Source organism: Dyadobacter luticola, from assembly GCF_005860805.1.
GTDB classification, from domain to species: Bacteria; Bacteroidota; Bacteroidia; order Cytophagales; family Spirosomataceae; genus Dyadobacter; species Dyadobacter luticola.
The window spans coordinates 1,683,272-1,695,576 of the sequence record NZ_VCEJ01000002.1 but is presented as its reverse complement, the minus strand read 5'-3'; the positions used below and the strand labels follow the sequence as shown (position 1 = coordinate 1,695,576).

General features: G+C 49.0%; 9 protein-coding genes. 6 read left to right on the top strand and 3 right to left on the bottom strand.

The annotated features are described in order from the left end of the window. Window positions 1-9: 9 nt before the first annotated feature. On the top strand, window positions 10-735 hold the full coding sequence (locus tag FEN17_RS07120) for an esterase family protein (RefSeq protein WP_138364580.1): 726 nt from the start codon (window positions 10-12) through the stop codon (window positions 733-735). Window positions 736-755: 20 nt separating this feature from the next. On the opposite strand, the gene FEN17_RS07115 is transcribed toward FEN17_RS07120, so the two are convergent. Next, a complete protein-coding gene (locus tag FEN17_RS07115; RefSeq protein WP_171037858.1) occupies window positions 756-1,847 on the bottom strand; it encodes an SGNH/GDSL hydrolase family protein in 1,092 nt (363 codons plus the stop codon). Between the two features lie 85 nt (window positions 1,848-1,932). Here FEN17_RS07115 and FEN17_RS07110 point away from each other — a divergent pair, with 85 nt between their 5' ends. Next, a complete protein-coding gene (locus FEN17_RS07110; RefSeq protein WP_138364578.1) occupies window positions 1,933-3,261 on the top strand; it encodes a GntP family permease in 1,329 nt (442 codons plus the stop codon). Window positions 3,262-3,351: 90 nt separating this feature from the next. Further along, window positions 3,352-5,616, top strand: a complete 2,265-nt coding sequence (locus FEN17_RS07105; protein ID WP_138364577.1) for an NADP-dependent malic enzyme — start codon at window positions 3,352-3,354, stop codon at window positions 5,614-5,616. 7 nt (window positions 5,617-5,623) lie between these two features. Here the strand turns inward: FEN17_RS07105 and FEN17_RS07100 are convergent, their stop codons facing one another. Continuing rightward, window positions 5,624-6,097 carry a DUF7678 domain-containing protein gene (locus FEN17_RS07100; RefSeq protein ID WP_229208717.1) on the bottom strand — a complete coding sequence of 158 codons (474 nt, stop codon included), beginning with the start codon at window positions 6,095-6,097 and terminating at the stop codon, window positions 5,624-5,626. Window positions 6,098-6,531: 434 nt separating this feature from the next. Between FEN17_RS07100 and FEN17_RS07095 the strand changes: the two genes are divergently transcribed. Continuing rightward, window positions 6,532-7,377, top strand: coding sequence for a DUF6268 family outer membrane beta-barrel protein (locus FEN17_RS07095; RefSeq protein ID WP_138364575.1), 846 nt, complete (start codon window positions 6,532-6,534; stop codon window positions 7,375-7,377). Window positions 7,378-7,398: 21 nt separating this feature from the next. On the opposite strand, the gene FEN17_RS07090 is transcribed toward FEN17_RS07095, so the two are convergent. Next, a complete protein-coding gene (locus FEN17_RS07090) occupies window positions 7,399-7,695 on the bottom strand; it encodes a hypothetical protein (protein ID WP_138364574.1) in 297 nt (98 codons plus the stop codon). Between the two features lie 178 nt (window positions 7,696-7,873). Between FEN17_RS07090 and FEN17_RS07085 the strand changes: the two genes are divergently transcribed. Together FEN17_RS07085 and FEN17_RS07080 are read left to right on the top strand one after the other, a co-directional pair. Beyond that, on the top strand, window positions 7,874-11,500 hold the full coding sequence (locus FEN17_RS07085; RefSeq protein WP_229208716.1) for a histidine kinase: 3,627 nt from the start codon (window positions 7,874-7,876) through the stop codon (window positions 11,498-11,500). An 11-nt stretch (window positions 11,501-11,511) separates the two neighbouring features. After that, window positions 11,512-12,261 (top strand): LytR/AlgR family response regulator transcription factor, encoded by a 750-nt coding sequence (locus FEN17_RS07080; RefSeq protein WP_138364573.1) that lies wholly within the window; start codon window positions 11,512-11,514, stop codon window positions 12,259-12,261. The last annotated feature ends 44 nt before the right edge of the window (window positions 12,262-12,305 follow it).

Genomic DNA, 12,305 nt, shown 5'->3' with positions numbered 1-12,305 from the left:
GGTTTGTCTATGGAACGACAATATCACAAATGGTTCAGCCCATCCCTCAACCGGGATATGGAGTTGCTGGTGTTCGGCAGCCGCGGTGTGCCGGTGATCTTTTTTCCCACGAGGTCGGCACACTTTTACGACATGGAAAACTGGCGTGTGGTGGATGCGATGCGTGACAAGATACTTACCGGCGAAATCCAGGTTTACTGCGTGGACAGCGTGGACCAGGAAAGTTTTTACTCCGACAACCCCCCGCCGCAGCGGATCATTAGGCATATACAATATGAGCGCTACATTCTCAACGAGGTGGTGCCATTTATCAGGAAACAGAACAAAACCAGAGGCTTGATCGCCGCGGGGTGCAGCCTGGGCGGTTACCACGCCGTTAACATTGGCCTGAAACATCCGACGGTTTTTAATAAAATCGTGGGTATGAGCGCCCGCTATGATCTTACGCGGCCGCTTCCCTTTTTCGCCGATCTTTTCGACGGGTATTTTGACGATAACATTTACTACAACATGCCTAATCGCTTCGTCCCCAGTATCTCGGACGAAAAGCTGCTCGATCAGTTGAAGAAGCTGGACATTACCCTCGTCATCGGCGAAGAAGATTCTTTTTTGCCTGATAACCAGCAGCTCAGCTCCTCACTCAATTACATTGGCATAAACCACCAACTTTACATTTGGGGCGAAGAAGCCCACCGGCCGAGGTACTGGCGGGAGATGGTGAAACTCTATCTGTAAGCGATTTAAAATCAACATTTTTAAGGCATCAGCACGCCTGCAATCTCCTGCGCATACCACCGGATCAGAAAATCGTTCGGGTGGTTAATGTTGTTGCCGGTCAGGTCTTCGTAGGATTTGTGTTTTAAAAGTTCGCGGTGGACGGCCGTCATATCTACAAGTACGATGCCTTTTTCGGTCAGTTCCTGTAAAACCTGCGTGTACTCGGGCTGGGTGCCGAGAAACATCGATTCAGGGTTGGGGAGCATGGTTGAGACGAGGATGAATTCGGTGTCCGGCTTTTTGGCTTTAATACTTTTGATCATCGCCTGAATGTTGTCTTTGAACTTTGCGGCGGTCATTTTGCCGGTACCATCGTTCATACCAAATGCAATGATTACCAGGTCAGGGCTGTACGCATTCACATTTTCCTCCACAGTTTCTCGGCCCCAATCCGAGTTTTTGCCGCCTACTGCGGTGTTCGTAAATTCAATGTTGGTCTGGTAGTAGCTTTTCAATTTTTCCACGATCAATGTGCCCCAGGTAGGCAGGTTGGGCGCTGCATTGGACTGCCCGCTGGCATTGGCACCCTCCGAAATGCTGTCGCCGAAAAGCAAAATGCGCATCGGTTTTTTCTGTTTTAGCAAATCCAGTGCGACCGTCAGGTTATCCTTTTGAAAAACCGGCTTCAATCCTTCCCACTCATTTTTACCGTGCGTATAAGTCACCGCCAATTGTTTGTTGTGGAAAAAAGCGCCTTCCGCAAAGAGCACTTTTCCGCCGCCGCGTTTGGGAAAACTCTTCTTGGCAGAATCTGGATAGAGCTCGGTATACTTCATAGAAACTGCCTTGGAACCCGGCAGAAGCACCAGTTTGTCATCTTTATAATCCCAGTCCACGCCTTTCACATAGGTCGTTTGCAGGCCTGCGTCGGTCACGGAAAGTATTTGTTTGGGTTTAAAAAGCAATTTCGCCTCAGGCGCGCCGCCATCTTTCGAAATCATCATCACCGACTCGTTGTACATGGTTTTGCCTTCCCAAAAGGGCCGCATGGCTTTTTCAATCTGGTCGGTTTGCTGGGCGAGGGATTGGAATGCAAGAAAGTTGAGCAGGAAAAGAAACGCGGGTTTCATAGTAGAAATGATCGGTATTACTTTATATAGTATCCGCCGCGCATTTTGTACTTGGATTATTTCAGATTTTTTCAAAGAAAAATACATGCAACATTCTTTTATCTACCTGCTCGTATGTCTGCTGATCGGCATCGCGGCGATTGTATTGCTGACGGCCCGCTACAAGGTACACGCGTTTTTTGCACTGATTATCTCGTGTTTTATTGTCGGGTTGGGCGTACAAATGCCTGTGAGTGAGGTGATCACGGCTACGAAAGAAGGTTTTGGCAACATTATGAAATCCCTGGGCCTGCTGATCGTCCTCGGGACGACATTGGGCGTGGTGCTGGAACATACCGGCAGCACCAGCGTGATGGCGAATTACATTCTCGGCAAGGTAGGAGAGAAGCGCGCGCCGCTGGCAATGAGCGTGACCGGTTTTATTATTGGCCTGCCCATCTTTTGCGACTCGGGTTATATCGTTCTCAGCGGACTGAACCAGTCACTGGCGCGGCGGACGGGTATTTCGGTGGCGGTGATGGCCACTTCGCTGGCTACCGGCTTGTATTCGGTACATTGCCTCATCCCGCCGCATCCGGGCGCGGCAGCTTCGGCGGGCATTATTGGAGTCGATTTTGGAAAACTGATTTTGGTAGGTATTGCGGTGGCGATCCCGTCGGCGATCGTGGGTTACTTCTGGGCAAAATATGCGGGTAGCAAAACGCCTGTTTTTGCTGAAAATGTCGAGGAGCAGCAGGTGAATGTAGTCCGCCCATCGGTTTTGAAATCCTTCCTGCCAGTGATCGTGCCTATTATTCTTATTGGTTTAAAATCCTTTTTACTGGTCGAAAATGCACCGGCCGAAGGTTTTGTCAACAGTTTACTTTCTATCGGTGATCCCGTAATCGCCTTGTCCATCGGCGTTTTGCTCGCGTTTGCCGGCCAGCGTTCCTGGACGCGCGATGCGGTAAGCCACTTATTGCAGGACGCAGCCGAAAAAGCGGGTGGTATTCTGGTCATCATCGGTGCCGGCGGGGCATTCGGTGCGGTACTGGCAGCAACCAAAATTGGGGACCATCTCAGCGCCTCGCTGGCTTTGGGGAGCCTGGGTATCTTTTTTCCTTTTTTGCTTACTTCTTTGTTAAAAACCGCCCAGGGATCTTCCACGGTCGCGATCATCACCGCATCTTCTATCGTACAGCCTTTGTTGCCCGCCCTCGGATTGGCAACTGGTAGCGGGCCGCTGCTGTGTATCTTATCGATGGGCGCGGGCTCCATGATGGTTTCGCATGCCAATGATGCCTATTTCTGGGTGATCGCCAAGTTTTCGGGGATGGATATGAAGACCATGCTGCGCGTATATTCCGTGGCCACTGTGATGATGGGTATCACCTCATTTCTGGTTGTATTTTTCCTTTCCAAAATATTAGAGTAGGAAAAATTTAGATTATAAGCGCACAAGTCAGTTATTTTAGGGCCTGTACGGCGGGGTCACCAGTTGAACCTGCCTTGAAAAACTGACCAAATGAATTCGCAAAAATTAAAAGAGGATGCGCTCTGGTACCACGCCAAAGGCCGTCCCGGAAAAATAGAAGTAAAACCCACCAAAGAAACCTCCAACCAGCGCGATCTGTCGCTGGCGTACTCACCCGGCGTCGCCGAGCCCTGTCTCGAAATTGTGGCCGCCGAGGAAAAGGTGTACGATTATACCACCAAAGGAAATCTCGTCGCAGTGATCACAAACGGTACAGCCGTCCTCGGTCTGGGTGACATCGGTCCGGCTGCGTCCAAGCCAGTGATGGAAGGTAAATGTTTGCTATTCAAAATTTATGCAGACATTGATGCCTTTGATATCGAGCTGGATACGAAGAATATTGATGATTTTGTAAAAACGGTCAAGATACTGCAACCGACATTCGGGGCGATCAACCTGGAAGATATTGCCGCGCCGGCTTGTTTTGAAATCGAGGAACGACTGCGGAAAGAACTCTCGATCCCCGTTATGCACGACGACCAGCACGGCACCGCGATTTGCAGCGCAGCAGCATTGCTAAATGCATTAGACCTTTCGGGCAAGGATATTTCGAAGATCAGACTCGTGGTAAATGGCGCAGGTGCTGCGGCGATTGCCTGTATCGATTTGTACGTCGCGCTGGGTGTTGATAAAAGTAACATTACCGTTTTCGACAAGGATGGTCTGCTGCATACTTCACGCGCCAATCTTGTTCCGAACCAATACAAATATGTGACGGACAAATTTGCCGAGGACTGGAAACTGGCTGATGCGCTGGTGGGCGCTGACGTGTTTCTCGGTTTGTCGGTAGGTAATGTGGTGAGCCAGGATATGGTGAAATCGATGGCCGCGGATTGCATTGTGTTCGCGATGGCGAATCCAAACCCGGAAATTACGTACGAAGATGCAGTAGCAGTACGGCCCGACATTATCATGGCGACCGGCCGCTCCGACTATCCCAACCAGGTGAACAATGTGCTGGGCTTCCCTTACATTTTCCGTGGCGCGCTGGATGTGCGTGCTACGACCATCAATGAAGCCATGAAGCTTGCAGCCGTGAAAGCCCTGGCGGCGCTGGCAAAAAAGACGGTCCCTGAAAGTGTAAACATGACTTATGGGGAAACCAACCTGATTTTTGGCAGGAAATACATTTTGCCAAAACCCACAGACCCGCGTTTGCTCACCACCGTAGCCCCCGCCGTTGCACTTGCAGCGATGGAAAGCGGCGTGGCGCGTACCAGCATTACGGATTGGGATGATTATGATATGAAGCTGACCAGCCGGATCGGTCTGGACAACTCGCTGATCCGGGGTATCATCAACCAGGCCAAACAAAAACCAAAACGCGTCGTGTTTACTGACGGTGAAAACCTGACCGTGCTCCGCGCCGTGCAGGAAGTTTTGGAACAGGGCATCGCAATCCCGATTTTACTTGGAAATGCGATCATCATCAACCGGATCATCAGCGAGCACAAGCTTACAATCGATCGCGTGACGATCATTGATCCACGGTCAGCAAGGCAGGAGAAAAATATAAACGCCTATGCCGAAATACTTTACGAAAAAAGAAAGCGGAAAGGGATGACCTTGTCGGATGCCAAAGGCCTGATGCTACACCGGAATTATTATGGTGCGGTGATGGTGGAGCTGGGGAAGGCAGATGTACTCATTTCCGGTCTCACCCGAAATTACCCGCAAACATTGCGGCCGGCTCTACAAGTAATTGGCCGCCAGGCGGGTATCAATAAAATTCTTGGGATGTACATTCTCATGAGCCGCTTCGGGCCGATCTTTTTGGCCGATACGACGGTCAACATTAATCCAACTGCGCAGGAACTGGTAGAAATTGCTGAGATGACGGCGCGGGAAGTGAAAAAGCTGAATGTAGAGCCGCGGATCGCGTTTCTTTCTTATTCTACATTTGGCAGTGCGGAAGGTGAGGATGCCGTTAAGATGGCGGAGGCCGTGCGGATTTTACACGAAAAACGCCCAGATCTGATCGTGGACGGTGAAATGCAGGCGCACTTACCTTTTAATTTAAACCTGCTAAAAGAGTCATATCCCTTTTCTCCACTGGGAAAAACCGGCGCCAATACCTTGATTTTCCCCAACCTGTCATCGTCCAACATTGCCTATAACTTGCTGAAGGAAATTGCGCAGATCGACAAGATCGGGCCGGTTTTGATGGGTATGAAAAAGCCGATACACGTGCTGCAGCTCGGCAGTACCGTGCGGGAAATCTTCAATATGGTGGCAGTGGCCGTAGTAGATATGTAATTAATGGTCAGAGCTTTGGCTGGGCGATGAGCTCGTCCAGCAAGTCTCTTACCTTATCGTAATAGGGCTGCGCCAGTTTGCCGGGGCGGATATCCCAGCCGCGGTCGTAGTTCATGATGCAGGAGGCGATGAGATTATCGGTCTTCTTTTTCACGGCCGGGTCCCAGATAGCCAGTTTGGAGATCCGGCCTTTATCCATACCCGATTTGGCAGGCGCATTAAGGATCAGCGCGGAGAATTCAAATTTATCAACATTGCCATTCACCCAAAATGCGCGCGAAATGGTCGCGTCATCCTGTCGCTTTTTGATTTTGGCAACGATATCTTTCTGTGCAGGCACCCTCAGTTCGAAATTCTGTGCCTTGATGTAGGCATCCACGGCCTTTCGGATATGTTCTTCCATATCCATCATATCCAGCTCGCTCAGTTCCTGCAAGCGCCTGAGCTGGAAGTCAGTAAGAGTGAAAGTTTTGCGAAACATCCGCTGCCGGTCCATCGAAAAAAAGTAGTGTCAATTTCAAAACTACATTTCTTCAAAAAGGAAATAAAACTTAACGAAGTGTTTTTCAGGCGAAAACAGAAATTTAGAATTGATCCTAATATAGACTGTGAAGTGTTTCTAAAACTTCGAACATTTTGCATCAACCTGCCGAAATTCTGCGTATAAAGATTACTGTAAATGCACAAATGATACGGAAATATTACGCGCCGGAGACGTATTTGCGCAGCGTTAAAAATCAGGAACTTAATGTTGATTTGTTGATGTTTCCCAATCGTGCGTGAGAGTCAGTTGCCCCTATAACATTTATTGAAGACCCTAACATGTTGATTGACTACCGGAAGGCCTTTGCCTTTTTATTTTGCCTGGTTAATTGCAACGCACCCTGTCAATCCCTCAAACCAGGACTGGCCGGAATGGCCCCTTCAAAGTGGCTGAGCTTTCGTGCCACACAGGCGCCGGGCAAGCTTTACCAGTTTTCCAATGCGGGTACCAAAAAGTTTACGCACGAAGAATTTTATATGCGCGCCTGGCTGCCGCTTGCCAAAACAAAACGTGTGACCGTACTGCTCGGTCCGAACTACCGCAGCGAGCAGTTTGAATTAAAAACGCAGGGTGAAAATCCAATCAGCAACATGCAGGGCTGGAACCTGCGCTCGTACGGCCTCGACCTGAATTCATTGATCCGGCTCGACAGCACGTCATGGATCATCACCACTTCTCACATTAATAAAAGCGGAAACCTGGCCGATTTGACGTTTAAGCAGATACCGATCAACTATACATTATCTGCAACTTACCTGAAAAGGAAATCGGCGAATAAGGAAATCGGGGCGGGTGCAATGCTCAACCAAAGTTTCAAAACAACGATTTTGCCGGTTTTTATCTTCAACTATAATTATGCTGAAAACGCGGGTTTTGAGCTGATGCTGCCGAAACGTGCGGCTTGGCGTAACAATCTTTCGCCTAATGATATCCTTTACGTAAAAGCGGAATCCGTAACCCGGACGTACTACCTCAACCCGCTGCATACTGGCGATCCGGATGTTTGCCGCCGCGTCGACGTGGATATGGGGCTCACCTACAATCGCAAAATTGGCAATATACTGGGTATCGAACTTTCCGCCGGATACCGGAAAAACCTCAGTTCCCGACTTGTCACCGGCGCAATCCCAATTCGCGCCTCCGGCCTCGCGATGACCTTCGACGTATACGTGCAGCCGCCGAGTTTTAAGGGGAAGGCGCGTAAGGCGTTACAGTAGTGAGCATCTAATGTTTCGGACTTACTTCCAATCCGAATCGGTCAGGAAAATAATCACAAAATAGATCGCGGTGAAGAAGAAAAAGAGCGCCAGCGGGGCGCCTGGTATCCATAGCACCATGTTGGCGATGGATTGCTTTCCTGCGTTTTTGAGACTGAATGCAAACACGATCACGACGGCCAGTACCACACCGATAAGGTTTACAAAATCGTTATGGCCGGACGAATTTTTTAGGGTGAGGGCGTCGTACACCGCATTTGCAATGATGAGCAGCAGAGCGAGACTGTTGATCCCAAGAGCTGTGAAAAACCAGAACATGACCGATAAGTTTAAGTGAGTGATATTTTTGGATAGGTAAACCCGCCTCAAAAATAATGTAGCATTAACTCTAACTTTTTACCGGTAAATTTTTCATTCCCGCCGCTTGGTAAATATGTATTGATTTATTGGTCTTTTTGTAGACTACTTAGGTCAATTAAGGCCGTTCCTACATAGCATGAATAAATACATTTCAAATGGAGTAAGCTCCATTTTGAAAAAATGGGCGATTTCTCCCGGCAATATGATCGGCTTTATGCTGCTTCTGTTGCTGCCCCTGTTTGCATCTTCCCAATCTATTTTTCAGAACATTAAATGGCAGGACGGGCTGAGCGCCAAGCAGGTTCGCTGCCTGTATAAAGACGCTGCCGGGTTCCTCTGGATCGGTACCACCAACGGACTAAACCGGTTTGACGGCGCGGTGGTGAAACGCTACAAAGGTGATCCGAGCCAGAAAAATATGTTTATCAATGCCATCCACCCGGTGGAAGGCGAGGGTAAATTGCTGGTAGGGCTGTCGAAAGGAGTGCTGGTTTTTGATAAGAAAAACGCCACGTTTTCTACTGACAATCGCTTCGATCTGCTGAAAAAACTAAATGTTGTGACGATTAAATCTGATCCGACGGGCCGCCTGTGGATCGGGACTACTTCGCGCATTTTTATTTTTGAAGCAGGCAAATTGTACCCGATCGCAGCTTTGATCCCGGCGGCAACCATGTTCGCATCCGATAATTACTATCTGTCGAGGATTGTGCCTGATATAGCGCGCCATGGTGTCTGGATCGCGGGAACGAAGCCTTATTTTATTGATTATCAAACCAAACAGGTTTTTTCAAAAGAAAATAATGTACTGAAATCGCCGGTGCTGGAAGTGAACAATGTGCATGCATTGGCGGTGGATCAGCAGGATAATGTATGGTTTGGCTGCGACGATGATCTTTCCCTAAATTTTTGGGACCTGAAAACCAAGAGCGTCCAGAAATACCAGTCGCTGGACGGCAAGAAGATCAACGAGGGTTGTAACCATCTTTTTGTGGATTCCAAGAACCGGCTCTGGATCTCCACCTGGCTTTTTGCGGCCTTTGTGAAGGAGCCTGGCAAGCCGATCAAAATTATTAAGTATAGTCAAAACCGGGCTTACACCATTGGTTACGGACATTTCAGGGACGCGATCGAAGATAAGGAAGGCAATGTGTGGCTGGGAACGATTAATGGGGTGAGTAAAAGTCAGGCAAACTATCCGCTGATCGCGATTTACGAACTGCCCAGCTTTAAGTTTTTCCTGGAAACCGGCTTCGCACACGCGAATTTTATCCGGGTCGACAGCAACCGGATAGTCGCCTGCAAGGAAGATGGTGTCGTGATTTACAATACATTAAACGGGTCTTACAAACATTATTCGGTTTCCGACAAAGAACTGATCAGGAACCGGTTTCTGATGGCCGCGAAGGCGGATAACAAGCTTTGGTTTTCGGGAAATGACGGGGTGCATTATCTCGATAACCGTACCGACAAGCTGGTTAGGTTTGAGGATATCAAAAAGGGGCTGCCCGAGCGTTTTGCCAGTTTTATTTTTACCGATCATTTGGGGAAAGTTTGGTTCCAGATCGTCAACGACGCCATTTATTGCTACGACCCGGCCACCCAAAAAACCGAGCGCTTTGACGGAAAGGATCCGGAGCACGGACTTTTCGACCTCGGTTATTGCCAGAGTTTCGTGCCGCAAAGTAACCATGACATTGTTTTTGCACTGGAAAAAAAGGGGCTGCTCCGGTACCATTATGACACGAAAAAATTCACGACGATTACGTCCCGAGCGGTCAAGGAAATGGAAATCAGCCGGATGGTCGGCGGAAAAAACGGCATTATCTGGGCTGCGGTACTTGGCCGGGGCATCCTCAGGATCACCCCGGAAGGCGAGGTGATGGACAGTGTCAACTCGGGCAACGGACTTTTTTACGACTACATAACAGGCATCGCGGTCGACCAGAAAGGCGCGGTGTGGGGTTCGAGCCGCGAGGGTTTAATGTTTTTTAACCCGGTGACGCGGGCAGTGACAAAAGTGGATATCGATCTGGGGAAAACGATGCAGGATTATTTCAACTTCGTCACCGTGGCCGGGGGCAAAGTGTACGCGATCATGCTGGACCACATTGTCGTCATTGATCCGCTGCGATTTGCCGGTATCCCTGTGAAAAAGCCGCCGCACATTACTTCCGTGCAGGTTTTGGGGGTAGAAAAAATCAATCAGCAGAAAGGAAATGTGCTCGAACTGGAACCGGACGAGGATTTTATCACATTTCAATACGCATCGCTCAACCACCGCGATATTCCGTCGCTGCAATACAGCTACCAGCTCGAAGGCATCGACAAAGGCTGGGTGAATGCAGCGCGTTCAATCACGGCATCTTATACCAATTTGCTGCCGGGTACCTACACATTTAAAGTCCGCAGCACCGACCAGTACGGCGCCTGGATGCAGTCGGCCAGGAAGTTGGAGGTGGTGGTGAAGCCGCACTGGTGGCAAACCTGGTGGTTCCTGACATTCTGCTCGCTGGTAGTCATTTTCCTCCTGTTTTTTTCTTACCGTTCTTATATAAAAAGGAAACAAAAGAAGCGTTTCGACAACACCATCGACTATTTTGCCAATTCGGTTTACGGTGAAAACTCGGTGACCGAAATTTGCTGGGACATTGCCCGGAACTGCATTTCGCAAATGCTGTTTGAAGATTGCGTGGTATACCTGATGGACGAATCGAGGAACATGCTGGTGCAGCAGGCAGCTTACGGACCCAAAAACCCAAAAGGTTTTGAAATTGTAAACCCCATCGAAATCCCGCTCGGAAAAGGCATCGTGGGCACCGTAGCCGCGACGGGCAAGCCGCTCGTCATCGGGGACACCAGCAAAGATTCGCGATATGTAGTGGACGATCAGACACGTCTCTCAGAAATCGCCGTGCCGATCTTGCATGAAGGAAAAGTGATCGGCGTAATCGATTCCGAGCATACTTACCGCCATTTTTTTAGTGAGAAACATTTAAAAACACTCACAACGGTCGCGGCGATCAGTGCCAATAAAATTGCGGAAGCACTGGCGAAATCGAATGCGCAACGGCAGGAGCTGGTGGTTTTGGAAATCCAGAAAATGCTGGCCGAGAGTCAGTTGATGGCGCTCCGGGCACAAATGAACCCGCACTTTGTTTTTAACTGCCTTAATAGCATCCAGGAATGTATCGTCACAAAGAAGTACGGGGAGGCGAGCAAGTACCTGAATAAATTTTCCAAGTTGTTCAGGATGGTGCTCAACAATTCGGGCAAAAAACTCGTGAGCCTGGAAGAAGAGCGGCAGGTGCTGGAACTCTATCTTGAACTTGAACTGATGCGTTTCGGCCAAAGTTTCAGCTACGAAATTATTGTTGATCCAAGGCTCGACGAAAACCAGATACTTCTGCCATCAATGCTGCTGCAGCCCTATGTGGAAAACGCATTATGGCACGGGCTGATGGCCAAAGACGGCCCCAGGATGATGGTAGTAGAATTTAAAATGATCAGTGACGACGCTTTTCTGTGCCGGATCGACGACAATGGTATCGGCCGCGAAAAGTCATTTGAGATTAAAGCGCAGAACAGCAAACCGAAAAGTCACAAGTCGCTTGGCCTATCCATATCCAATGACCGTATTAACATTCTGAGCATGCAGGGCAATCACGCCAGCGTCCGGATCATCGACAAATACGACCCTGGCGGCAAGTCAGCCGGGACACTTGTCGAAGTAGAACTTTCCACCTATCTGAAAACTCCATAGCTACCTAATCAATGATCAAAGCGCTTATTATAGACGATGAACCGAAAGCCCGCAACATTCTCAATTATTACATTGAAAATTTTGTAACGGAAATTACGGAAACCCGTGAGGCCGACTCGGTCGATGCCGCACTGGAAATTTTGAAAACCTACCAGCCGTCCATCGTTTTTCTGGACGTGGAAATGCCGAAAAAGAATGGTTTTGATTTCCTGAGATCGATCAAAGATCCGACATTCGAGGTCATTTTTACGACGGCCTATAACCAGTATGCCGTGCAGGCGATCCGTTTCAGCGCGCTGGATTATCTGCTGAAACCGGTGGATCCGGATGAATTGAAAGCATCGGTAGAGCGGTTTAAAAATAAGGTCACGCCCGGCCAGCAAAACAAGGTTTTGTTCAACAACCTGGCGGACAATATGACCAAAGGCCACCCGAAAGAATTCCGGCTGGCGATCCCTTCCAAAGACGGCGTGTTTTTCCTGACGATCGACCAGATCATCCGCATGCAGGGCGACGGTAACTATACCTTTATTCACTTTAAAGATAAAAAGCCGATCGTGACGAGCAAAACTTTGAAACATTACGAAGAAATGCTGGACGAATTTGGCTTTATCCGGACGCATAAGTCGCACCTGGTGAACCCTTTGCACATTGTAAAGCTGGCGCCCGACCGCGACTGCCTGATCCTGACCGATGGTTCACAGATTGACATTTCGAGGCGGAAAAAGGAGGATGTGATCGAGCTTTTGAGAATCAGGTAAATTACCTTTCCCTAATTCATACCGACCGTTGAATTGTTAATACT

What these genes read in the sequence shown, in the direction of transcription:
- FEN17_RS07110 (WP_138364578.1), top strand. Translation starts at nt 1,933, where the DNA reads ATGCAACATTCTTTTATCTACCTGCTCGTATGTCTGCTGATCGGCATC.
- FEN17_RS07120 (WP_138364580.1), top strand. Translation starts at nt 10, where the DNA reads ATGGAACGACAATATCACAAATGGTTCAGCCCATCCCTCAACCGGGAT.
- FEN17_RS07085 (WP_229208716.1), top strand. Translation starts at nt 7,874, where the DNA reads ATGAATAAATACATTTCAAATGGAGTAAGCTCCATTTTGAAAAAATGG.
- FEN17_RS07105 (WP_138364577.1), top strand. Translation starts at nt 3,352, where the DNA reads ATGAATTCGCAAAAATTAAAAGAGGATGCGCTCTGGTACCACGCCAAA.
- FEN17_RS07090 (WP_138364574.1), bottom strand. Translation starts at nt 7,695, where the DNA reads ATGTTCTGGTTTTTCACAGCTCTTGGGATCAACAGTCTCGCTCTGCTG.
- FEN17_RS07095 (WP_138364575.1), top strand. Translation starts at nt 6,532, where the DNA reads ATGGCCCCTTCAAAGTGGCTGAGCTTTCGTGCCACACAGGCGCCGGGC.
- FEN17_RS07115 (WP_171037858.1), bottom strand. Translation starts at nt 1,847, where the DNA reads ATGAAACCCGCGTTTCTTTTCCTGCTCAACTTTCTTGCATTCCAATCC.
- FEN17_RS07080 (WP_138364573.1), top strand. Translation starts at nt 11,512, where the DNA reads ATGATCAAAGCGCTTATTATAGACGATGAACCGAAAGCCCGCAACATT.
- FEN17_RS07100 (WP_229208717.1), bottom strand. Translation starts at nt 6,097, where the DNA reads ATGTTTCGCAAAACTTTCACTCTTACTGACTTCCAGCTCAGGCGCTTG.